This is a genomic window from Bernardetia aquimarina (assembly GCF_042180575.1).
Taxonomy (GTDB): Bacteria; Bacteroidota; Bacteroidia; order Cytophagales; family Bernardetiaceae; genus Bernardetia.
Window position 1 is genome coordinate 3404482 of the sequence record NZ_CP170094.1, and the last position, 24398, is coordinate 3428879.

Below are 24398 nucleotides of genomic sequence, written 5' to 3' on the forward strand. Positions count from 1 at the left end.
AAAATTTCATAGAAAAATTATTCATCAAATCATCAATCACAAAAAATTATGAGTCAAGCTAAAGCCCAAGCCGAAGGTATCGTTCAAAAACACGTTTTATGGTCTATGGGAATGGGAGCAATTCCAATTCCTTTTTTAGACACGATTGCAGTTTCGGCAATGCAATACGAAATGTTGAAGCAAGTTTCTAATCTATACGGTTTTGAGATGAGTGAAAATATGGGAAAATCGCTTATTTCTATGCTTGCAGGTGGTACACTTGTTCGTATGGGAGCATCGGCTGTCAAAACAATTCCAATTATTGGTTCTTTCTTGGGAGGTGGCGCAATGGTTGTTTTATCAGGAGCTTCTACGTATGCTATCGGAAGTGTTTTTGTTCAACATTTTGAGTCTGGAGGAGATTTATTTGATATTGATACCGAAAAATTCAAGAGTTTCTATAAAGAAAAGTTTGAACAAGGAAAAGAATATGCTGCCGAAATGAAAGACAAGGCAAAAAATTCTATGAATAATAATGAAGCCAATGAAAAAGGTGAAAAAGTAAAAACAGATTTAGGCAAAAATGGCGAGCCAGCAATGAAAACTGACCCCAATGCACCTAAAAAAGCGACAGAAACAAAAGAGCAAGAGTCTAATAAAGAAGAAGAAAAAAATAATGAAGACGATGAGGCATTAAAAGAAGCCAAAATTGCTGAACTCAATGATTTGAAATCAAAAGGAATCTTGACAGATGAAGAATACGAACGCATGAAAAAGAAAATTATGAGTTAATCCAAATAAAGACCTATTCTAAACCAAAAGAATAGGTCTTTTGATGCCTTGTCATTGTGGTTATTTATAATTTTAGTGGTGTTGTGAAAATTTATTCTATCACTTGTTAATAATGTCTTACTAATTAGCAAACCACAAGGCTCAATTTTAGATTGGATTTTTTATGATGATATAACAGAAAATGAGAAAATAATAGATTTGTTACAAAAGGATACTACAATTAAGTTATACATTTAATGATTTTGCAAAAAACAATTCCTACCCTACGCATAAAAGATAAACTCATCTCATTACAAAAACCGATTGTAATGGGAATTTTGAATGTTACACCTGATTCTTTTTATGAAGGAAGTAGAATAAATACTGACAAACAAATTCTAAAAAAAGCCTCTCAAATGCTAGAAGAAGGCGCAACTATTCTTGATATTGGAGGATATTCTACTCGCCCAAATGCTGAAGATATTTCCATTGAAGAAGAAATAAATAGAGTTGTATATCCAATTTCAGCCATAAAAAAAGAATTTCCAAATGCTATTATTTCTATTGATACATTTCGCTCAAAAGTAGCTAGAGAAGCTATACATGCAGGTGCTGATTTGATAAATGATGTTTCGGGTGGGAGTTTGGATAGACAAATGTTCGAAACGGTAGCTAGTTTGAAAGTGCCTTACATTTTGATGCACATGAGAGGAACTCCCCAAACAATGAAAACACTAACCAATTATGAAAATCTCATTGCTGAAATGATGACGTATTTTCATAATCGAATAATGACTTTGAAAAATTATGGAGTAGAAGAAATTATCCTTGATTTAGGCTTTGGGTTTGCCAAAACGATAGACCAAAATTATTTTTTATTGAAAAACTTAGCTGTTTTTGAGAATTTAGAACTACCTATTTTAGCAGGAATTTCAAGAAAATCTATGATTTACAAACGCCTTGATATTCCTGTTTTGGAAGCCTTAAACGGAACTACAATTCTCAATACAATAGCACTTCAAAATGGAGCGAAAATTTTACGTGTTCATGATGTCAAACCTGCGATGGAAGCAATTCAGCTTTTGAGTTATTTGAAATAAAACTTTGGCTCTTAATGGATTTTGGAGGGATACTAATATAATTTTGATTATCTCATTTTTCAACAATATATAGTTTTGTTTTTTCCATAGAATTGGGTTTGCAAACCCAATTCTATGGAAAAAATGATATTTACACCGAATAAAATTTGGTAATATTACACAATATTTCCTAACAGTCCAATATCAGATAAGAGCCAAGAATAAATAGTTTTGGATTTAATTTACAAAAATATGGAAACTATAAGACACCAAATAAAACAACTAATACTCAAGTTTGAAAGTAAAGAAACTCCTTTAGATTTTACATTAAAAGAAATCAATGCTATTTCTACAATAAAAATTGATGAATATGATTTACAAAATTATTGGATTAGTAAAGATTTAGAAGGTTTTATTGATGAAATAACGATAGCTCAAATTATAGATTGGCAAGAAATTGATGATAATCAAGCTCATAAATTGATAACAGAAATTAAGAATAATATAAATGACAGTTCAATTGTAAATAGAAATACAACAGCATTAGAAAAAAGATATAGTAAACCTAAAGGGACAATTTCAGATTGGATTTTTTATGATGACATAACAGATAGTGAGCAAATACTAAAGTTATTAAAAAAAGACACTATAATTAGATTATAATTCCATTTAGCTTTGCAAAAAAATATTCCCACTCTACGTCTAAAAAACAAACTCATTTCCTTACAAAAACCTATTGTAATGGGAATTTTGAATGTTACACCTGATTCTTTTTATGAAGGTAACAGAATAGAAACTAATTCTGACCAACAAATTCTCCAAAAAGCCTCTCAAATGCTAGAAGAGGGCGCAACCATTTTGGATATTGGAGGTTATTCTACTCGTCCAGATGCTGAGGATATTTCCATTGAAGAAGAAATAAATAGAGTGGCAAGTCCAATTTATTTTATTAAAAAAAGAATTTCCAAATGCTATTATTTCTATTGATACATTTCGCTCAAAAGTAGCCAGAGAAGCTATAAATGCAGGTGCTGATTTGATAAATGATGTTTCGGGTGGGAGTTTGGATAGACAAATGTTCGAAACGGTGGCTAGTTTGAATGTGCCTTATATTTTGATGCACATGAAAGGAACGCCTCAAACGATGAAAACGCTAACTGATTATGAAAATATCATTGCCGAAATGATGACCTATTTTCAAAGCCGAATAACTACGCTAAAAAGCTACGGAGTAGAGGAAATTATTCTTGATTTAGGGTTTGGATTTGCCAAAACGATAGACCAAAATTATTTTTTATTGAAAAACTTAGCTGTTTTTGAGAATTTAGAACTACCTATTTTAGCAGGAATTTCAAGAAAATCTATGATTTACAAACGCCTTGATATTCCTGTTTTGGAAGCCTTAAACGGAACTACAATTCTCAATACAATAGCACTTCAAAATGGAGCAAAAATTTTGCGTGTTCATGATGTCAAACCTGCAATGGAAGCTATTCAGCTTTTGAGTTATTTTAAATAATCATTCCAGCAGCTACTGTCGCATGGGTTTGTAAGTCTATCAAAATCAAACTTCCTGTACGTTTATTTTTGGAATAACTATCATAAAAAATTGGTTTTGCTGTTCTGATTCTGATTCTTCCAATATCATTCAAACCAATATTCAAGTCATTTTCTGTTCTGTGCAGCGTGTTTATATCTGTTTTATAGACTACTTCTTTCAAAATTGCTTTTGTTTCTTGGGTAGTATGTCGTAACAAATATTTTCCATTTGGTTGTAGTTTTTGTTCGCCTAGCCAGCAAATCATTACTTCCAAATCTTGTCCTATGTTTGGTTTGTTGTCTGCCTTTACTAACATATCGCCTCTGCTAATATCAATGTCGTCTTCCAAAAGCATCGTTATATTTTGAGGAGGGAATGCTTTTTCTCGTTCGCCATCAAAGGAGTCTAGTTTTTTAATTGTTGTAGAAAACCCAGAAGGCAAAACCGTAATTTTATCGCCTTTCTTAAAAATGCCTCCCAAAACTTCCCCTGCATAACCTCTATAATCGTGTAATTCTTGTTCCTTAGATTGTGGACGAATAACATGCTGAACAGCAAAACGAGAATTTATAAAATCCCATGTATTTCCGATATACGCATTTTCTAAATGATACAAAAAACTTGTTCCTTTATACCATTTCATATTCTCTGATTTTTCTACTACATTATCGCCTTTCAATGCACTAATTGGAATAAAACTCACTTCTGAAATGCGTGTCTTTCGTACAAAACTGAGAAACTCTGATTTTATTTTATCGTAAATATTCTCATCATATTCTACCAAATCCATTTTATTAATACAGACTACCAAATTTTTGATTCCTAATAGTTCAGCAATAAAAGTATGACGACGAGTTTGTTCGACTATTCTTTGTCTAGCATCAATCAAAATAACTAAAAGTTGTGCCGTCGAAGCACCCGTTACCATATTGCGAGTGTATTGAATATGACCAGGACAGTCTGCCAAAATAAATTTACGAGTTGGCGTAGCAAAATACCGATAAGCCACATCAATCGTAATTCCTTGTTCACGTTCGGCACGAAGTCCGTCGGTAAGCAGTGCAAGATTTACATATTCTTCTCCTCTTCTTTTGCTGGCTGCTTCAATGGCTGTCAGTTGGTCTTCAAAAATGCTTTTTGTATCGTATAAAAGTCTTCCTATGAGCGTACTTTTTCCGTCGTCGACGCTTCCTGCTGTGGCAAAACGCAATAAATCCATCTTTTATTTTTTCTTTTAATAGTTTGAATTGATAAAACAAAGGTAGAAAAAAGGACGTTTAAAATTTATATCGTTTCTTAAAAATTCAAATGAGCATTGATATCTCAAAAATAGAGATTTAAAACAACTATGAAATACCTACTTACGACATTATTTTTTATAATTTCTGTATCTGCATTTTCTCAATTCGCAGTAATGAATGAAGATGAAACCCTTTATTTAAATGATAGTTTGGGAAACCCAAAGTATGATTTTGTACGGAAAGTAGAAGATTTAAAACCTACAAGCAAAGCATTTGCATTTGATAATAATATGCAAGTCAATCAAATTCCTTTAGAGGTATTCAATTATACAAACTTAGAAGTATTGATTATTAAAAGTTTTCATATTTCAAAGCTGCCAGAAGAAATAGGAAATTTAAAAAGATTAAAATATTTGATAATCAATCGTACTAGAATCAGTATTTTGCCTGAAAGTTTGAAAGAATTAAAACAGCTCAAAACATTAGAATTAAGCACTAATTGGGATCTAAAATCTCAAGAAATGGAAAAATACATTCCATATTTTCCTAATTTAGAACAGTTAAGACTTCATTTTTTCCATTTAGAAGAAATTCCTCAATCAGTTTTTTCTCTTCAAAATCTAAAAGTATTAGATTTAAGTCATAATGAAATTTCTGTAGTTCCTTCCGAAATTTTATCTCTAAAAAAACTTACTCATCTGAATTTAGAGTATAATCATTTTGTTGAATTTCCTCAAATTATAACCTCAATTATACAGCTAGAAAAATTAAATTTAGGAAGTGCTGCAATTACTAATCTACCTAAAGAAATTGCTAATTTAGAAAATCTTACCTATTTCAGTTTTTCAAATCCAATAGAAGACTTGCCTATTGAGTTTTTCACTCTTCAAAAATTAGAATATTTAGATTTGAGTGGAGCATATATTACTTACTTTCCTATTGAATTTAATAAATTGATTCATTTATCTGAATTACATGTAGAGTTGGTAGATATTAGAAAAAAACAAATAAGACAGTTGACAAAACTAATTCCTAATTGTAAAATTGTGTATTACTAATTCCATTTCTCCCAAAAAATCACTACATTCAAGTAAAGAAAAAGACATTTTTGAACTTTAATAAAAACACCATGAAACTACCTGTTCGATTTTTGGCTATTGCATACTTTGTAGCCATTCTTATTTATTCTTATATGAGTTTTCCTGTTCTGAATTATGGCTTTTCAGAACTCGCTACAGTACTTATGTTTTTTAGCATTCCATTTTTTACAATGTATTTTGGAAAAAACTTTGTCAACCCAAAAGACAAGCCTATTCTAAAAATTATTATGGGAATTGGTGTTGCTGCTGGTTTTTATGCAATTATTTGGTCTTCAATAGTTTCGTGGTCACTTTTTAGAGCTGATGATTACCGAAATTTGATAGGAGATTTGGAGGTAGGAGAAAGTTTTGCTAGTGAAGTCGCTCCTGTTTCAACAGATAATATTCGAATTGTTGATGAGCAAGTAGCACAGCGATTAGGCGATAAAGTGATGGGAGAAAAAGCTTCTTTGGGTAGTCAGACGTATTTAGGGAAGTTTCATATTCAAAAAGTAAAAGACAAACTCTATTGGGTTGCACCTCTTTTGCACTCGGGTTTTTTGAAATGGCTTACCAATAAGGAAGGAACTCCAGGTTATGTGATGGTTTCGGCAACCAATGAGCGTGATGTGAAATTGGTACAAGAAGTAAACGGAAAACAAGTATATTTAAAATACCAAACTTCAGCTTTTGCTTTTGATGATTTGCACAGACATGTTTATTTTAATGGATATTTGACTAAAGGTTTGGCTGACTTTACCTTTGAAATTGATGATGAGGGAAATCCATTTTGGGTACTTACTCAATATAAAAAAACAGTTGGCTTTTTGGGAAATGAAGCTGTTGGTGTAGTCGTAGTAAATGCACAAAGTGGTGACATACAAAATTATTCTATTGCTGATGCACCTATTTGGATTGACCGTATTCAACCCGAAGATTTTATCGAAACTCAACTAGATGACTGGGGCGAGTTTGTACACGGTTATTTCAATTTTTCTAATAAAGACAAACTAACCACTACCCCTGGAATGTCGCTTGTTTATGGAGAAGATAATCGTTCGTATTGGTACACAGGCTTGACTTCCGTAGGGGCAGATGAGGGAACAGTAGGTTTTGTTTTGGTGGACACTCGCACAAAAGAAGCTAAATGGTATCGCCAAACAGGAGCGACAGAATATGCTGCACAGCGTTCGGCAGAAGGAAAAGTACAAGAAAAAGGGTATTATAGTTCGTTTCCAATTACCTATAATATCAATGGTGTTCCTACTTATGTGATGTCATTGAAGGACAATTCTGGACTAATAAAAATGATGGCATTGGTTTCTGTACAGGATTATACGATTGTGGGAGCAGCCGATAATTTGCAGGAAGCTCTTCGTGAATATAAAAGTTCGTTGAATAGTGTAGGAAATGCTATTCGTCCGACAAGTGAAAGTAAACTCAATAAAATAAAAGGACGAGTTATGCGTGTTGCAGAAGATGTAAACGGAGGTACAACTTTTTATTATTTACTTCTTAATAGCGAACCAAACAAACTTTTTGTAGCCTCTTCGTCTGTTTCACAAGAATTACCCATTACGCAGGCTGGTGATTCGGTAACTGTTTTTTATGATGAAGCCATGCAATCCGTTGTAGATATTATGTCCTTTGATAATCTTGAAATTGGTTTGGAGAAAGAGAAAAAGTAAGTTTTTATTAGATGCACTTTTTGATTGAACAGAGTTTTAATGCTGTCTATATCTTTTTTTGGTAAAACATCAAGATTATTCTCAAATTCTTTTCTCTAAAAACCCTAAAAAATGTCATTTTCTCTCTTTTTTAGAGTAAAAACAGATTCAAGACTTAACTTTCTCTTAAAGTTTGTCTAAGGATTTGATTTTATTGAGATAAATCTTTTTCTTTGCATTCAGTTTACTCATTACAAAACTAAATAAGACAAAACATTATGTCAGATATTGCAGCACGTGTACAAAACATCATTGTTGAGAAATTAGCAGTTGAGCCTTCAGAAGTAACTCCTGAAGCAAGTTTTACAAATGATTTGGGAGCAGATTCTCTTGATACAGTAGAACTTATTATGGAATTTGAGAAAGAATTTAATGTTTCTATCCCAGATGACCAAGCAGAACATATTTCTACCGTAGGACAAGCAATTAAGTATTTGGAGGAGCATTCAGCAAAAGCATAAGCGAGTTAATTAAATAACTTTGTTTATTTATTTTCTGAATAGAATCTATCAAAATTACTTTTTGAAAGAATTTTTGAGTCAATTATGGATATATTTTATGAAAATGAAAAGATAAGACTAGATAAAATAAAGTTAAACTCTTTCCTTTTACCAAAATTATTCTTTATTTGATTTGAATTTGTACAAGCCTACGGAGTAAATTTGTGTTACTCCGTAGGTTTATTTTTTTATAAATTCTTATCTTTATACCCACTTACCAAAATGGGTTGTTATTTTTGATGAATAATTTTTGCATTACGTTTTTATCAATAGAATAACATACAAAAATTCAATGCTCAGATTTATTTTCTAAATTTATACTAACACACAAACACACATCATTCTACCCAAACTATAATCTTATGCAACTTAAACGAGTCGTAATTACAGGACTAGGAGCTATTACACCATTAGGAAACGATGTCAAAACGTTTTGGGACGCACTAGAAGCAGGAAAAAGTGGCTGCGACATGATTACTCATTTCGATACTACTAACTTCAAAACAAAATTTGCTTGTGAAGTCAAAGGCTTTGATATTACCAAATACATGGACAAAAAAGAATCAAGAAGACTTGATTTGTTTGCTCAATTTGGAGTAGGTGCAGCTTCTCAAGCTATGGAAGACTCTGGATTAGAAGTAGGAAAGAATGTAGATGCAGACCGTGCAGGTGTAATTTGGGGTTCTGGAATTGGAGGTATTCATACTTTCCAACAAGAAGTAACCGATTTTAATAAAGGAACAGGCATTCCTCGTTTCAATCCTTTCTTTATTCCTAAAATGATTGTAGATATTGTTTCAGGACATATTTCTATCAAATACGGCTTGAGAGGACCTAATTTTGTAACCGTTTCAGCATGTGCTTCTTCTACCAATGCAATCATTGATTCATTCAATTATATTCGTTTGGGACAAGCAGATGTAATTGTTTCGGGAGGAAGTGAAGCGGCTATTATTGAATCTGGAGTAGGTGGATTTAATGCCATGAAAGCTCTTTCAGAAAGAAATGATTCTCCACAAACAGCTTCAAGACCATTTGACAAAACTCGTGATGGTTTTGTGATGGGAGAAGGTGGTATTTCTCTTGTTTTGGAAGAACTAGAACATGCAAAAGCTAGAGGTGCAAAAATTTATGGTGAAATAATTGGTGGTGGAATGTCAGCAGATGCACACCACATGACAGCACCACACCCAGAAGGATTAGGAGCTGCTAATGTAATGAAAAATGCACTCAAAGATGCAGAAATTAGCCCAGAAGAGGTAGATTATGTAAATGTTCACGGAACTTCTACACCTCTTGGCGACCCACAAGAATTAAAAGCAATTACTACTATTTTTGGAGAACATGCTTATAAAATGAATATCAGTTCGACCAAATCTATGACAGGACATTTACTTGGTGCAGCAGGTGCGATAGAAGCATTGGCATGTGTAATGGCATTGGAAAGACAAGTAGTTCCTCCAACCATTAATTTTGAAACACCTGATGAAGCGATTGACCAAAAACTGAACCTTACACTCAACAAAGCAGAAAAAAGAAATATTGATGTAGTTTTGAGTAATACATTTGGCTTTGGTGGACACAATGCTTCAATCGTAATGCGTCGTTATAAAGAATAATTTTTTTAGATTAGGTCGCTCGTGGGGACACGAGCAGCGATAAAGTTTATTATTTTATCTATTAATTTTTAATAAAATAAGCTTTATCTGTTCTTATAGAATACGGCAATTTTTGAAAAATAACTTACCATTGCTCGTGTCCCCACGAGCAATTCTGAAAAGAAAGTGTTTTAACTTAAACTATGAGTTGGATTGGTAAAATAGCTACAAAAGTTAGCAAATTTTCTCTTAATGAATCAGATAAAAGGCTCTATAATGCAATTACACGTATTATCGGAACATCGCCTACCAATCTTTCTATTTACAAACTTGCCATGCAACATACTTCGGTGGCAAAAGAAAATAAAGATGGTTTTAAAGAAAGCAACGAACGTTTAGAGTATTTGGGAGATGCTGTCTTGGGAAGTATTGTAGCTCATTTTTTATTCAAACGCTATCCATATAAAAATGAAGGTTTCTTGACAGATATTCGTTCTAGAATTGTGAGTAGAGCTTCTTTGGGAGACCTCTCTAAAAAAATGGGTTTGGATGAGCTTATCGAAGTAGATAACAAACGAAAAAATGCTTATTCTCACAAGTCACTTTATGGAGATGCCATTGAGGCGTTTATTGGTGCTGTTTATTTGGATAAAGGATTTTCTTTTTGTCAAAAATTTATAATTAATAGAATTTTACTGACTCACTTGGATTTACAAACCATCATAGAAACCGATAAAAATTATAAATCCAAACTTATAGAATGGGCGCAAAAAGAAAATAGAAGCGTTCAGTTTTCTATCTCAAAAGATAAAGCAGAAAATAATAGCCGTCAGTTTGTAGCACAAGTTTTATTAGATGAAAATCCTATCTCAACAGGAAATGGCTACACTAAAAAGAATGCACAACAAGATGCAGCAAGAAGAGCTTGTGAAGAATTAGATATTGAATAAATTATTATAATAAATAGCTATTTTTCAACTAATAATCCTTTTATTATTTTGATATATTTTATGTTATGAATACCTAAAGTCATTTCATGAGTAAAAGTAGCAAGTAAGTGTATCAAGGTTACCTATCATTTTTCTTGTTTTTTTATTAGTAATAATTTTATCCATACTACTAGACATTTTACTAATTACTAGGGCAAACACACGAAAATAAAATGTGTGATTTTACACTCTTTTTGACCTATTTTTTTAGTTTTAAAATTCAAGCGAGGACGCTTGAATTAGACAAAAACTGGTTTAAGCGTCCTCGCTTGAACTAATTCTTAAAAAATAAAATTTCGTGCGTTTGCCCTAACTAATTACTGTATAGGTCAGCCTCGTAGAGCAGACCGTTTATAGTCAATTTTACTTGTTTTTAGTTTTATCATAGACGGTCTGCCCTCTGGGACTGACCTATTTATGGAAAAGTGTCTAGTAGTATGAATTTTATCTTCAAAATGTTGAGCAAACTTATATGTGTTTTGTATGGGCTTTCTTTAGTACTACATGGTGTTTGAAAAAGTAGTAAAATCAAAAATATTATTTTTTCTAGAAGGTGTATTTTTGATAATCTCAAAATAATTTTTAAACTTAACTAACAATCATGTAATTTGCATACTAAGAACTAAAAAATTCTACTTTCCCCTTTCAAATGAAAAAGCAAGGATTTGAAAATTTTAAAATAAATCTGAAATTCAAAGTAAGTGTTTTAGGTTTTTTGTTATGTACTTTTATTTTTACCTCTAGCTTATTTGCTCAGCCTTTTACAAAAAACATAGATATCGAACGGATATTAGTCTTGGATTCTTTAAAAGAAGAGTACCAATTAGACACTCACTTTGATGTTTTTAAGGATAGAGATAATAGTTATACTTTTGAAACTCTCAATCCTTATTCTTTTACTCCCTATACACTACACGATATTTCGGAAGATGTAGCTACATATTGGCTGCGTTTGAGTATCAAAAACCCACATTTTTCTACTCAAAGGTTACTTATTCCTACTGGTTTTATAGATTCTGTAACGCTTTTTATGAAAGAAACAGAAGGCATTTATTCTACTCAAATTGGAGGTTCTTTGATTCCTCGTTCGGAAAGGAGTGTGAAAAGAGGTGGAATTTCAGTTTCTGTATTAGAGATTCCTGCACAGACTACAAAAACATTTTTTTTTCGCTTGCATAGTAGCACCAAATTATCAGAACAAGATACTCGTTACTCCCTTCGCCGTTGGTTTACGGCTTATACACCAGATGGTTATGAAGCTGAGTTTCTGACAGCACGTAGTTTTCACAACTTTTTTTATGGTGCTATTTGGGTCATGCTTATTTATAATTTACTCGTTTTTATTGCACTTAGAGATAGACAGTATTTGTTTTATGTATTGTATAACTTTCTGATTTTTACCTATATTTTTAGTAATATCGGACAGCTTGGCGAACTTTTTTTGATGGAATATCCTCGTTTTGATGTTGGAGTTCGGCTTTTTAGTGGAATTTTGTCGGTTTTTGCACTTCTTATGTTTGCTAAAGACCATTTAAAGACAATTATTTTTGCACCTGCTTGGCATCGTTTTATTCAGGTTTTGGTCTATATTACTTTAGCAATTACAGTTTTATATTTCTTACGTTTTTGGCATTTAGGAAGAGTTTTGACAACGATTATTTTACCACTTTCTTTGATTGCACTTCTTTTTGCAGGTTTTAAAAGTTATTATGAAGGACACAAAAATGTCAAATATTTCCTTTGGGGAAATTCATTTTTTGTAATTGCAATTACCATTTATTCTTTGGAGTTACTACTTTTTATTGATGCTTCTAGGTATTTGGAAACGATTGTTTTGGCGAGTATTACACTTCAAATGGCTCTTTTTTCGTATGGATTAGCTGCTACTTTTAATCAAACAAGAAAACAATTAATTCATAACAAACTCCAACAAGAGAGAGAAAAACAAGCACTTATTGAGGCAAAAAATAAAGAACTAGAAGATAAAGTAATTCAGAGAACCAATGATTTGACCGAAAAGACAATTCTTTTAGAAGAAAAACAAGTAGAAATTTTGACACAAAGTGAACAGTTACAACTACAGTCTGATGAAATATCGCATCAACATAAGCAAATGACTGATTCTATTCGTTATGCTGAAAAGATTCAACAAGCCATTTTGCCGTCTCAAGAAACGCTACACCAAACTTTTGAAAAGCATTTTGTTATTTTTCGCCCTAAAGATATTGTAAGTGGCGATTTTTATTGGACAGCGACCATTCAAACGGCTGCTCCATCTATTCTTCCTCGTCGTTCTCCTATCGAATTGCAACGAGGAGAAATTACTAAAAAAATTATTGCTGCCGTTGATTGCACAGGACACGGTGTTCCAGGGGCATTTATGTCTGTAATTGGAATTATTTTGCTCAATGAAATTGTGCATTTAAAAAATACATACAATTCAGATGAAATATTAGAATCCCTACATGAGAAAATTCAGAAAGCACTTCGACAAGATGAAAAAGCAAATGCTGATGGAATGGATGTAGCCTTGTGTATTGTGGAAGAAACAAATGAAACAGACAGAACCGTTTATTTTACAGGAGCAAAACGTCCTTTGTATTATGCTGAGAGTAGAAAAAATGAAGCAGATACAGAAAACAAATTACAGACTTTACAAGGAACAAGAAAGTCTATTGGAGGAATAACACGAAAAGAAAAGTCTTTTGTTTGTGAAAAAATACAACTGCAAAAAGGTGCAAAAATTTATCTTACAAGTGATGGATTAATAGACCAACCCAATGCAGAGGGTAAAAAAATAGGCTCAAGAAAATTTGAAGAAACACTACAAGAAATCCTTCATTTGCCAATGGAAGAACAGTATGTTGAGCTTATGGAAATGTTAGACTTGCACCAACTAGAAACACCTCAACGAGACGATATTACTGTGATTGGAATTGAAATTTAATAGTGATGAGTTATGAACGATTAGTGATTAATGAAAATACAGACTACCAAAAATAGTGGATATTGGTTTTGATATATTCAAAAAATAAAACCCACAAATTTATTTGTGGATTTTAAAATATATCACTTTCCAAATTCCTTTTCCTGCGCCAAAATCTTCAAGAGATACGAACCATAGCCACTTTTTACCAATGGTTTTGCAAGTTCTTCTAGCTTTTGGGCAGAAATAAAACCTTCTTTGTAGGCAATTTCTTCAATACAACCAATTTTCAAATCCTGTCTTGCTTCGATGACTTCTACAAACTGTCCTGCTTGCATCAACGAATGAAAAGTTCCTGTATCTAACCAAGCTGTTCCTCTGTCCATTATCTCAACAGAGAGTTTTCCTTTTTCCAAATAATGCTTATTGATGTCTGTAATTTCGTATTCTCCTCGTGCAGACGGTTCTAAAGTTTTTGCAATTTCTATGACATCATTATCATAAAAATAAAGCCCTGGAACGGCAAAATTTGACTTCGGTTTTAAAGGTTTTTCTTCAATAGAAATTGCCTTTTTGTCTTTATCAAATTCTACTACTCCATAACGTTCTGGGTCAGCTACATGATAGGCAAAAACGATTCCTCCTGTTGGATTTTGACTTTTCTTTAGTGTTTCTTGTAAACCTGTACCATAGAAAATATTATCTCCCAAAATAAGTGCAACACTATCATCTCCAATAAACTTTTCTCCAATCACAAATGCCTGTGCAAGTCCATTGGGTACTTCTTGAATAGCATATTCAAAGTTACAACCATACTGCGAACCATCTCCCAAAAGATTGACAAAATTTGGGTTGTCGTGTGGTGTTGTGATTATCAAAATATCCTTAATTCCTGCTTGCATCAAAACCGAAAGAGGATAATAAATCATCGGTTTGTCATAAACAGGCAAAAGTTGTTTGCTCATTACGAGTGTGAGAGGGTGCAAACGTGTTCCAGAACCTCCAGCTAAAATAATTCCTTTCATATTATATCAGTTACCAGTAAATAGTTACCAGTGATCAGTTAATTTCAAAATTATCTTAAATAATGAAGAATAACTATGATTTAGTAATCTGTTATTAAATTAAAAAAAATATTAAATACAATTACTTAGTTTTCAATAAATTTTACCAAAATGAAATTTGTATTTAACTGGTAACTGTTTACTGATAACTGTTCACTGATTTATATTATTCTATAATTGTAAAAGCTCTATCCCAGCGCATACGACTAAAAAAGCCTCCTTTATTAAAATCAGGGTCAATAGACATAAATACCATGGTTGCTTTTCCTACAATATGGTCTTCAGGAACAAATCCCCAGAAACGAGAATCAGCAGACGAATGACGATTGTCGCCCATCATAAAATAATAATTTTGCTTAAAAACATATTCAGAAAGCTCATTTCCACCAATTTTGAGTTTTCCATTATCAATTTCTACATTATCATTTCCTTCATAATCTTTGATATATTTTCCATACAAAGCCAAATTTTGAGGAGTTACAGGCATTTTCCAGCCTTCATTTGGAACTTTCAAAGAACCAAAATTATCTAATTTCCAATCAAAATCAGAAGCTGTCGCACCTGTTTTTGTGATGTCCCAGTTTAGATAATTTCCATTTGCAGGAAACAAATCATCTTGGGCATCTACACTTACAATAACATCTAAAAATAACTTAGGGTGTTTTTTTATTTCATCTACTTCATCTTTACTCAAATCCATTATGTAAGCATATACATCTTGTTCTTTATATTTTTCTACACCCTCAAAAGTAGCATTACCATTTTCGATCAACATATTCATAGAACCACGCAAATCATTATATTTATCATAGTTATAAGGAGTTGGTTGGACAGCACCAGTTTGAGTGTCTATCGGAATTCCGAGGTCATAAAATGTATCTTTATTCAAAAGTTGAGAAGCAATGACCATGTACTTATGTTGTGATTGGCTCGGAAAGTCCATTGCATTTCCATTTACATAAACTACTCGGTCTTTAATTTCAAGCTCATCGCCTGCAATAGCTACACAGCGTTTGATATAGTTTGTTCTCAAATCGCTAGGATGTTGTTCTTCAGCAGGATAATTAAAAACAATGACATCATTGCGTTCTATATCAGAAAATCCAGGTAAACGAAATTGAGGTAATTGAATCCAATCTAAATAGGAGTTTGTCGAATCTGTTCCCCAAATAGTTTGGTGTGTGAGTGGAATTTGCAGAGGTGTTTTTGTAGTTCTTGCTCCATAATGTACTTTACTAACAAACAAAAAATCACCTACTAAAAGGGAATTTTCCATCGAAGAAGTAGGGATTTGAAAAGGTTCAAATAAAAGCCATCGAATTAAACTCGCTGCAATAACAGCAAAAAGAATAGAGTCAAACCACTCTCTAGCGACACTTTTTTTCTTTTTGGGAGTTTTGTCTTTAGACTCTTCTTCTACTTGATTTTTTTTGAAAAATGCCATAATTTATTTTATTAATATGTATAATAGAATCTCCTGTCTGTGTGATATAATTAGAATGCTTTTTTATAGACTAAGAAGTTTGGTGTACTTTTTTAACGAAATTTTTAATGATTAGATACAGTGTTGGTAGTTAAGAAAGAGTAATTATTACACTCTGTTTTTAGATTCTTACTTCTAAAACTATTTTGTTTTGAGTAAGTCTTTCATTCCAAAGAAGCCATTTTTGTCTTTCAAAAACTCGGCTGCCAAAACTGCTCCTTTTGCAAATCCTTCTCTTGAATAGGCTTTGTGTGTAAGCGAAATTTCATCGACGTTTGAAGAATAAGTAGTGGTATGCGTTCCTTTTACATCTTCTTCTCGTTCTGCAAAGATAGGAATAGTAGTTTTATTTATAGAATTTTCATTCAGATTATTCCTTTGATTCTTTTCTACTAATTGCCAATTTTCTTTCGAATCATAATTTTCTAAAATTGTTTCTGCCAGTGTAATGGCTGTTCCACTTGGTGCATCTTTCTTTTCTGTATGATGAATTTCTAGTATTTCTGTATCATAATCAGCATAGTTTTGCATTAATTTGGCTGCAAAGGCATTTATTTCTAAAAAAATATTCACACCAATACTAAAATTAGAAGCCCAAAAGAAAGCCAATTTTTTAGAGTTATCTTTATTCTTATCTAAAACTAATGTTTCAATTTCCTTTTTTTGCTCATTCCATCCTGTCGAACCACAGACTACTGAAACTCCTTTTTCTAAGCAGAGTTTTACATTGTCAAAAGCACTTTTAGGCGAAGTAAATTCAATGACTACATCAGTGTTTTGAGGAGATAATTTTTCTAAATCATTTTTATTTTCTCTATTGATTTTGAAAGAAATAGAATGCCCTTTTTGAAGTGCAATTTTTTCAATTTCTTTGCCCATTTTTCCATATCCTAAAAGCGCAATCTTCATGTCAGTAATCAGTAAATAGTTACCAGTAATCAGTTAATTTCAATGAAATAAACAATTACATAATAACTTTGAGTGTATAATTTTTATTTCTCTTCTTATATCATAAAGTTCGTAATTTTTAATCCGTAATCCGTAATTGATTAGAATGTCATTACTAAAGAAACTCCAGCTAATTTGTCAGCATTTGTTCCGATACTTTCCATTTGAGGTTTGAATTTGAACGAAATATCATCATCAATATCAAAATTATTGAAATGTGCTGTTGTGGTAGCTTCTCCAATATTCAATAAATAAAAAATACCTGTTAGTATCATATAAAAATCTCTATCTCTGCGATAGCTATCTCGTTGGCGTTGTACTTGGTCTGCCGAACGATTTACAAAATCAGCATCAGGTTGTGTTGCTGGATTTTCGTCTTGCATATATATATAATTTTCTCTAAAAGTACGATAATTTGCATGATTTGTAATAGAAAGGTAAGCAGGAACGGCAATTAAAGCATAAACCACAGGTACTTTGATAGCCCATGCCTTTTTGTTGTAATATTGACCAGCTCCTGGAAGAGCAGCCGAAAGAAGTGCTGCACGAGTAGGAGGGCGAAGTTTGAATTTGGGTTCTAACTTTACATCTAGTTCATTATTTATCTTTTTAGCTGTCTTTGTAGAGTCTTTTACTGTTTCTTTAATGATAATTTGTGAAGTAGAATCTACTTTAAGAGTAGTTAAAGAATCTGTTTTTGTATTTTGTCCGAAACTAGCGTTAATTAAAAGTACAGAGCAAAAAATACAGAGTAATACTGCTAAAATTGTTTTTTGCTTAGTTAATAATGATGAGAATAACCTATTCATTGAAATAAAATTTTATGATAATCTTTGTCATTTATTGTTTAAACCTTAGGGAATTTTAAAGACTCCTTAGTTGATATAGCAAAATAACGAAAAATAACCCACTTTGAATTTATTTTAAAATTACTTTTAGGTAAAATTGTGAACCCTTTAACATAAAATATCAATCAAAGCTGTTGTTGGTAAAAGTGTGATATATGTTTTTAGCGTTGATAGAGACTCCAACAATCACTACTAGAATAATGAGGATTGAAAAATGGAGAATAAGTAATTTCTTCCTACATTTAAAAATATAATCACGAATTTCTATCTACTCAAACATTTTTTTGTACTTTTGTAGTCAAATAGATTATTTGTTTTTTGTGGATGCTTAATAAAGCTCCTATAACTAATAAGATAATATATAAATGATAAGAATAGCAAATGGTTATTCTTTTTATTCACTCGTTTTGATACTTTCCATATACAAAAATGTTAAATCGTCGTATTCTACGCCTGAAAGCTATGCAGGCTTTGTATGCTTTAGAGCAAGCTCAACGTTCCAATTATCAATTAGCCTTGGATTATATCCATCAAAAATTTGAACCTAACCTCAATTCGATGGTCATTCCGACAGCCGAAGAGGTAGCTCAAAAAAGAAAATTAGGAAAAGAATTGTTTGAAGCAAATTATCAAAACGAAACTTTGGAATCCAAAAGCGAACAACCAACTGTAGATGTGGCTGTTAGTGAGGCAATGCGTATGTACAATACACAAATCCAAAAAGAAAGACGTTTTCAAAGACAAGAAATGATAAAGAAAACAGAGGCAATTCATGATGATTACCTCAAACTTCTCAAACTCCTCATGGCTTTGGCAGACCATTCAGAAGCCGAATACAATTCTCGTAAGGCTAGGCAATATTCAAACGAGATTGTTTTTGATTCAGAACTTCATTTTACAAATAATGCTTTGATAAAGCATTTAGTAGCACATAAAGAATTACAAGAATTATTGATAGGCTCAAACTGGGCGACTGAAAACATAAAGCATTGGTTCAAAATTCTTAAAGAAGAAGAGTTTTATAAAAAATATCTCAGTCTGAAAAATCCGACTTTTTTAGAAGATAAAGAGTTTATGATAAGTCTGACAAGAGATTTTATTATGCAAAATGAAGTCTTAGACGGATTTTTTGATGAAAATGATATTTATTGGACAGAAAATCGTAGTGTTCTTCGTAATATGCTTCTCAAAACTATCAAAAATATAGAAGAAGAGAATATTGTAAATAATCAACCTGTGGAACTTTATTTGCTTTCTCGTAATTGGGAAGATGATAAAGAATTTTTTGAAGAACTTTTTCAGAATACAGTAAATGAAAGTTTGCAAAATGAAAAACTTATCAGCGAACGACTCAAAAACTGGGATATAAATAGAGTTGCCATGACAGATACATTGATTTTGAAGATGGCAATTAGTGAAATGATGCACTGCCCAAGTATTCCTGTCAAAGTTACGATAAATGAATATGTAGAGCTTGCCAAAAACTATAGTACTCCAAAAAGTAAAGAATTTGTAAATGGTATTTTGGATACCGTTTCTGAATATTTGGTCAATGAAGGACAAATCAAGAAAAGTGGACGTGGGCTTTTGGACAATCAATAAAAAAGGCTTTTTCCGAACTACTGAAAATATGATTTTTGTCAAACTTATAAAGCAAAAAATACGTTAGTATAACATTAACCAAAATAATACTTACTAAAACACAAACTTAAATCAAGGTAATTGACCTATTATAGACTTATTTTCAATTACTTATAAAATAATAATACTATGAAACCATCTCATATAGGATTGCTGGCTGGCGTAGTGGGTGCAGCAGCCATTGGAACATTTTTTGGGATTTTATATGCTCCAGACAAAGGAAAAAATACCCGTAGTCGTCTAAACTATCGCCTTTATCGTACTCGTGATAGAGTAAATTCGCTTTTAGATAAAATAAATTCTACAAATGAAAGTGTTTTTTCTAAAGAAGCACAAGAAGAAGGAAAAAAAGTAATTGAAGATGTAAGAGAACGTACAGAAGATTTACGCTCCGAAATTGATGCGCTTATTTCACAAATTCGTACACAAAAGTAGTTTATAAGAATACCTTAGAATTCAAAGTAGGCGAAATTTTTACTTGAGTTTAAACTATAAAAAATAATTTGTAGTATCTTTGTATAACTATTTATTAAAAATTATTCCATCAAAAAATCAATCATATATGAAAATGAACAAAATTATCGGAACATTCCTTATTTTAGGAATGAGTAGTTTTTTTGTAGCTTGTTCTGGTGAAAAATCTAGTGAAGCAAGTACAGACGAAACAAGTGCAAGTACAGAAATTGCAAATACAGTAACTGATGATGCTTCTACGGCTGTAACAACAGAAGTAGCGAATACAGAAGCAGAAGTAGTTGCAAATATGGCTGCTATTACATTTGAAGAAACAGAACACGATTTTGGAAACATCAAACAAGGTGAAACGGTAGATCATACCTTTAAATTTACTAATACAGGAGAAAATCCTCTTGTAGTTACTAATGTAAAAGGGTCTTGTGGTTGTACAGCTTCTGACTGGACAAAAGAACCTGTTGCACCAGGTGCTGAAGGAAGTGTTACACTTAGTTTTAACTCTTCTGGAAAAGTAGGAGCGCAAAACAAAACTGCAACAATAACTGCAAATATTGAAGGAGGACAAACTGTTATTTCTTTCAAAGGAAATGTAGAAGCTGAAGATGCAAAAAGTGGTGCGCCTTACAAGTAAGAAACATTTGAAGAGTATCAAGAAATAAATCAAAAAAGCATATTCTAAAAATTAGGATATGCTTTTTTAGTTTATTACGATAAAGCAGGTTGAAAACATGAGACTAGATTTATTCAATAAAAAACTTTTCTACCTTAAAAAACGTTTTTGTTAAAAAAGTGAAATTAAAAATAATACAACTTAATTTTTTTAACTAAAAAACTACTAAATGAAAACGCTTCTTATTCTCTTTATTGCATCAATTTCTTCGGTGGCAGCTTATGGAATCATAAAGGTTAGTCAGTCACACAAACAAACCTACAATGCTTGGATTACACACGTAGAAAAGTACGAAGGAAACAAAATCGATACCATTCGTCCAAATCCTGAAGATATAAATAGCTATCGTTATGTAAGTAGAAGTATAGAATGGAAAACTTTTTTGGCTATGGCAGATACATTTCAAATTCCTTCCACTGTTCAACGTTTTAAATATCTAACAGATGACGATGTTTTTAAAATTCGTGAGCAATTTTGGTATATGTCGGGGGCAAATGCTATTGAGGACTTGGCAATCGCTGCTTTTTTTGCAGAAATGTATTATGCTGCACCTGCTTCAATCGGCTACTTTCAAGAACGATTAAAAGCAGACGGTTTCACAAATCTAAAAGTTACAGGAAAACTCAATCAGCAAACCATAAAAGCCATCGAATCTCAACCCAAAAAACAAATGTGGGAGTGGCTTTTGAAACAGCGAAAAAATTATATCTATAATAAAACAGCTTCTCCAACGATGAAAATATATAGAAAAGGATTGATGAAAAGAGCAACTGATTTTCATCAAAAATTTGAATCCTTTTTGGGAGAAGATAAGCCTACCAATGAGATGGATACCTATCAAGATACAAAAACGCCGATAGAGGAATTATTGCAAAATGATTCTACACAAAATCAGCAAAAAGGGACTTCTCAAAACAATTCGGAAGATAGTGTGAAAATTGTCGTAACTTCTGTCCCTCTTCAAACTCCAAAAAATGGTGATACCACAACACGAAAACAAAATGTAGCATCAGTTATTAAAGAAAATGAAGTAAAGACAATCAGTGATACAAAAGAAAACGGAGTGCGAATTGTGGTAAGTTCTGAAAATGAATAATAAAGAAGTATGAAAATAGTGCTTTTAGTTTGCTTCAACCTTGAAAATACCTTTACTGTTGTTGATATTCTACTGAATTACCTTTGTAAAAATCAATCCTTTTTTGATACAAACTATCAGAAAAGGATTTTTCTTTGTCAAATTTTGAGTAATAGTTTTGAAGTTTGTTTTCAAACTAATAGATTTTGCGTATTTTGGAGTTAAAATACGCAAAATGTATTTTTTTCAATTCAAAATCTACATTTTTTTTAAAGCATAACGAATAGTAACTTTGTCTTTTAATTAAAAATCATGCAACACTAAGAGTTTTACTTCTATAAAAATTCCCTTCTTGCCATTTGGTTGTGTTTTCACAAACAATATTATAAATAGTACGCAATGCAAAAATATATCTACCTTTTTTTATTTTTTACTTTATCATTTTCTAATGTTTTTTTGACTTCTTGTACCAATACAAAAGAAGAAGCACTCAATGAATCTAGGGAAATCATTAAAGAACAAGATTCTGAAATCGAAACGATGAAACGTCGTATTGATACATTAGAACAAACAATTCGTGCGCTTGCCAAAAACAGAGAATCTTCCGACGAGGAAGCCAGCCAATTAAAGGGAAAAGCACAAGAACTTCAAAAAGCTATAAAAAGTTATCAAGGAGCTTTATCCAAAAAAGAAAAAGAGTTTAAGGAATATCGTTATTTGGCTTTAGAAGACAAGCGTGTCGCCGAAATTAGAGAAGAAAAACGCAAACTTCGTGAAGATAATGAGTTTATTGTCAATAAGATAAAACAATTAAAACAAATGCAGGAAGTCAATGAAGTAATGGATGGACTGACAGATATTATTGATAAAATACCTCCCTTCAATAAATTTGATTGTTATTATAGAGATAAAAAAGATTTAGAAGCAAGTCGTAAGAAAGACAATGGATATAGTCCAAAGTTACTTTTGGTAGAAGAAGACGGAACATATCCACAATCTGATATTGGACAAGTAATCATTGATTTGGATTTGAACTTTTTCAAATTAGATGGAAACCCAAACCAAGCAACCCTAACTCTTTGTTTGTTTGAAGAAGGAAGTCAAGCTCCTGTTTATTGTCAAGATGAAGTTTTTGATACAGAATACAAACGTGTAGAATGGAAACAAGCTGCTTCTACCTTTGGTGCGAAAAAATACTATTTTCAAGTACGTCATGGAGATAGAATATTGAGTGATAAATATAAGTTTTCTATTAAGAATTAACATTCTATTTGCTATTTCAATAGGTTAAAACACAATAAATAACTCTGATATAATATAGATTAATAGAAAAAATACGTTATTCTATACAAAAACTACCTATTCCTATCAACTGAATAATTAATTTCTTCTTCGTGATGAATAACCATATTTCCTTTTATAAGACCTTTTATAAGGTTGTTTTGTCATTGTTTTTATATTTCGTATTTGTATTGAGTTTTGCCCAAACTACACCAGTTTGGCACTTTGATACCTATAATGAAAAAAATTCTTCTATTCCTCATAATTTTATCAATGATTTAGCATTCGATAAAATGGATAATTCACTTTGGATTGCGACAGGTGGTGGATTAGTGCATTGGTCTGAAAAAGATTCTACCATCTATACACCCAAAAACTCTGAGTTAAAAGATTATGGGATTAAGTGTATTACCATCGGAAGAGATGGCGATAAATATATCGGAACGTATGGTGCAGGTGTTTATAAAATAGATGCAACAGGTAATTTTTCGCACTTACAAGTTCCTTCAAAATCAAATAAAAACACAGTCCTTTGTATAAAAGAAGACCAACACAAAACAATTTGGGTAGGAACGGAAGAAGAAGGTTTATTTCGAATTGATTCAAAATTCAAACTTTTGATTAGTGTTGAAAGAGTTGCTTTTACACGAGTTTTTGATATTGTTGTTGATAAAAATAATACAAAATGGATAGCAACAGAGCGAGGACTTTATACATTAGATAATGATAACCGTTTGAAAATCTATCCTTCTTTGAAAGACCAACCTATTAATTCAATCGCTTTTTCTTCTGATAATGAATTATTGATTAGTTCGACACTAGAAAGTACAGCACAGTTTTTTATAGGAGAAGAAAAACAAAAACCTTCTAAAGATGTGCATTATCAGTTTCGAACAATGCTTTCTGTTAAAGATAATAATGAGTTATGGGCTGCTTCTTTGAGTGGTTTGTCTCTTTATTCATCTGATAAGTGGACTGTTTTTAATCCTCAAAATTCAGCTTTTCCTTCTACTATGGTAAGTACATTAGTACAAAACCCAAAAGATAATACTGTTTGGGCAGGAACGTATGGACAAGGATTAGTCAAATTATCTCAACTCCAAAAACTCCCAGAGGGAGAGTTTAGATTAGGAACTACTTCTATCAAAAAAGGTGATATTATTCGTTTACATATTGGTTTTGAGAGAGCAACAGCCATTTTTAGTGATACAACAGGGATTTCTGAATTAGTAGAGTTTATGACAGAAAACCAAACAGTCAGAATCGAACTTTCAGGACATACCGACACAGCAGGCGATGCAACACTAAATTATAAACTTTCTCAAGAAAGAGCCGATGCCGTAAAACTCTATTTGATGAGAAATAATATAGAAGCCAAACGAATAGAAACAAAGGCGTATGGAGGAACAAAACCAATTTCAGATAATACGAATGAATCATCAAGACAAAAAAATCGTAGGGTAGAAATGAGAATTATTGAATAAT

General features: G+C 32.0%; 22 protein-coding genes. 17 read left to right on the plus strand and 5 right to left on the minus strand.

Annotated features, from left to right (window positions below; translation table 11 throughout):
- The first annotated feature begins 48 nt into the window (after positions 1–48).
- The 5 genes from ACE193_RS14480 (at position 49) to folP (ACE193_RS14500) (ending at position 3348) form a co-directional block, all read left to right on the plus strand.
- A complete protein-coding gene (locus tag ACE193_RS14480) occupies positions 49–771 on the plus strand; it encodes a DUF697 domain-containing protein (RefSeq protein ID WP_375558936.1) in 723 nt (240 codons plus the stop codon).
- 236 nt (positions 772–1007) lie between these two features.
- Positions 1008–1850: a dihydropteroate synthase gene (gene folP, locus ACE193_RS14485; protein ID WP_375558937.1), complete on the plus strand. Its 843-nt coding sequence runs from the start codon at positions 1008–1010 to the stop codon at positions 1848–1850.
- A gap of 231 nt (positions 1851–2081) precedes the next feature.
- Positions 2082–2492: a hypothetical protein gene (locus ACE193_RS14490; RefSeq protein ID WP_375558938.1), complete on the plus strand. Its 411-nt coding sequence runs from the start codon at positions 2082–2084 to the stop codon at positions 2490–2492.
- Between the two features lie 12 nt (positions 2493–2504).
- The gene (locus ACE193_RS14495; protein WP_375558939.1) at positions 2505–2816 is read left to right on the plus strand and encodes a dihydropteroate synthase; all 312 of its coding nucleotides are present in this window, start codon (positions 2505–2507) and stop codon (positions 2814–2816) included.
- The gene (gene folP / locus ACE193_RS14500; protein ID WP_375563362.1) at positions 2812–3348 is read left to right on the plus strand and encodes a dihydropteroate synthase; all 537 of its coding nucleotides are present in this window, start codon (positions 2812–2814) and stop codon (positions 3346–3348) included. The genes ACE193_RS14495 and folP (ACE193_RS14500) overlap by 5 nt, the downstream gene beginning before the upstream one ends.
- Here the strand turns inward: folP (ACE193_RS14500) and ACE193_RS14505 are convergent.
- A complete protein-coding gene (locus ACE193_RS14505; RefSeq protein WP_375558940.1) occupies positions 3341–4588 on the minus strand; it encodes a sulfate adenylyltransferase subunit 1 in 1248 nt (415 codons plus the stop codon). The genes folP (ACE193_RS14500) and ACE193_RS14505 overlap by 8 nt on opposite strands.
- Before the next feature lie 129 nt (positions 4589–4717).
- On the opposite strand from ACE193_RS14505, the gene ACE193_RS14510 reads away from it, so the two are divergent.
- The 6 genes from ACE193_RS14510 to ACE193_RS14535 all read left to right on the plus strand — a co-directional run bounded on the left by ACE193_RS14510 (position 4718) and on the right by ACE193_RS14535 (position 13450).
- Positions 4718–5668: a leucine-rich repeat domain-containing protein gene (locus ACE193_RS14510; RefSeq protein WP_375558941.1), complete on the plus strand. Its 951-nt coding sequence runs from the start codon at positions 4718–4720 to the stop codon at positions 5666–5668.
- 71 nt (positions 5669–5739) lie between these two features.
- The gene (locus ACE193_RS14515) at positions 5740–7377 is read left to right on the plus strand and encodes a hypothetical protein (RefSeq protein ID WP_375558942.1); all 1638 of its coding nucleotides are present in this window, start codon (positions 5740–5742) and stop codon (positions 7375–7377) included.
- A gap of 257 nt (positions 7378–7634) precedes the next feature.
- Positions 7635–7877 carry an acyl carrier protein gene (locus ACE193_RS14520; protein WP_338793958.1) on the plus strand — a complete coding sequence of 81 codons (243 nt, stop codon included), beginning with the start codon at positions 7635–7637 and terminating at the stop codon, positions 7875–7877.
- A 401-nt stretch (positions 7878–8278) separates the two neighbouring features.
- Positions 8279–9535 (plus strand): beta-ketoacyl-ACP synthase II, encoded by a 1257-nt coding sequence (gene fabF / locus ACE193_RS14525; RefSeq protein ID WP_375558943.1) that lies wholly within the window; start codon positions 8279–8281, stop codon positions 9533–9535.
- A 182-nt stretch (positions 9536–9717) separates the two neighbouring features.
- Positions 9718–10464, plus strand: a complete 747-nt coding sequence (gene rnc, locus ACE193_RS14530; RefSeq protein WP_375558944.1) for a ribonuclease III — start codon at positions 9718–9720, stop codon at positions 10462–10464.
- 688 nt (positions 10465–11152) lie between these two features.
- The gene (locus ACE193_RS14535; protein WP_375558945.1) at positions 11153–13450 is read left to right on the plus strand and encodes a 7TM diverse intracellular signaling domain-containing protein; all 2298 of its coding nucleotides are present in this window, start codon (positions 11153–11155) and stop codon (positions 13448–13450) included.
- A gap of 122 nt (positions 13451–13572) precedes the next feature.
- On the opposite strand, the gene rfbA is transcribed toward ACE193_RS14535, so the two are convergent.
- The 4 genes from rfbA to ACE193_RS14555 form a co-directional block, all read right to left on the minus strand.
- Complete coding sequence (rfbA, locus tag ACE193_RS14540; RefSeq protein ID WP_375558946.1) at positions 13573–14454, minus strand: glucose-1-phosphate thymidylyltransferase RfbA; 882 nt, start codon at positions 14452–14454, stop codon at positions 13573–13575.
- 205 nt (positions 14455–14659) lie between these two features.
- Positions 14660–15937, minus strand: coding sequence for a signal peptidase I (lepB, locus tag ACE193_RS14545; RefSeq protein WP_375558947.1), 1278 nt, complete (start codon positions 15935–15937; stop codon positions 14660–14662).
- A 180-nt stretch (positions 15938–16117) separates the two neighbouring features.
- Entirely contained in the window at positions 16118–16885 is a 768-nt protein-coding gene (dapB, locus tag ACE193_RS14550; protein WP_375558948.1) for a 4-hydroxy-tetrahydrodipicolinate reductase, read from the minus strand.
- A 140-nt stretch (positions 16886–17025) separates the two neighbouring features.
- A complete protein-coding gene (locus ACE193_RS14555) occupies positions 17026–17733 on the minus strand; it encodes a DUF5683 domain-containing protein (protein WP_375558949.1) in 708 nt (235 codons plus the stop codon).
- A 468-nt stretch (positions 17734–18201) separates the two neighbouring features.
- Here ACE193_RS14555 and nusB point away from each other — a divergent pair, with 468 nt between their 5' ends.
- The 6 genes from nusB (at position 18202) to ACE193_RS14585 (ending at position 24397) form a co-directional block, all read left to right on the plus strand.
- The gene (nusB, locus tag ACE193_RS14560) at positions 18202–19374 is read left to right on the plus strand and encodes a transcription antitermination factor NusB (protein ID WP_375558950.1); all 1173 of its coding nucleotides are present in this window, start codon (positions 18202–18204) and stop codon (positions 19372–19374) included.
- A 168-nt stretch (positions 19375–19542) separates the two neighbouring features.
- Positions 19543–19848: a YtxH domain-containing protein gene (locus ACE193_RS14565; protein WP_375558951.1), complete on the plus strand. Its 306-nt coding sequence runs from the start codon at positions 19543–19545 to the stop codon at positions 19846–19848.
- Between the two features lie 127 nt (positions 19849–19975).
- Positions 19976–20518, plus strand: a complete 543-nt coding sequence (locus ACE193_RS14570; RefSeq protein WP_375558952.1) for a DUF1573 domain-containing protein — start codon at positions 19976–19978, stop codon at positions 20516–20518.
- A 208-nt stretch (positions 20519–20726) separates the two neighbouring features.
- A complete protein-coding gene (locus ACE193_RS14575; protein ID WP_375558953.1) occupies positions 20727–21653 on the plus strand; it encodes a hypothetical protein in 927 nt (308 codons plus the stop codon).
- A gap of 378 nt (positions 21654–22031) precedes the next feature.
- Positions 22032–22895 carry a hypothetical protein gene (locus ACE193_RS14580; RefSeq protein ID WP_375558954.1) on the plus strand — a complete coding sequence of 288 codons (864 nt, stop codon included), beginning with the start codon at positions 22032–22034 and terminating at the stop codon, positions 22893–22895.
- Positions 22896–23104: 209 nt separating this feature from the next.
- Positions 23105–24397, plus strand: a complete 1293-nt coding sequence (locus ACE193_RS14585; RefSeq protein ID WP_375558955.1) for an OmpA family protein — start codon at positions 23105–23107, stop codon at positions 24395–24397.
- Position 24398: the final 1 nt, after the last annotated feature.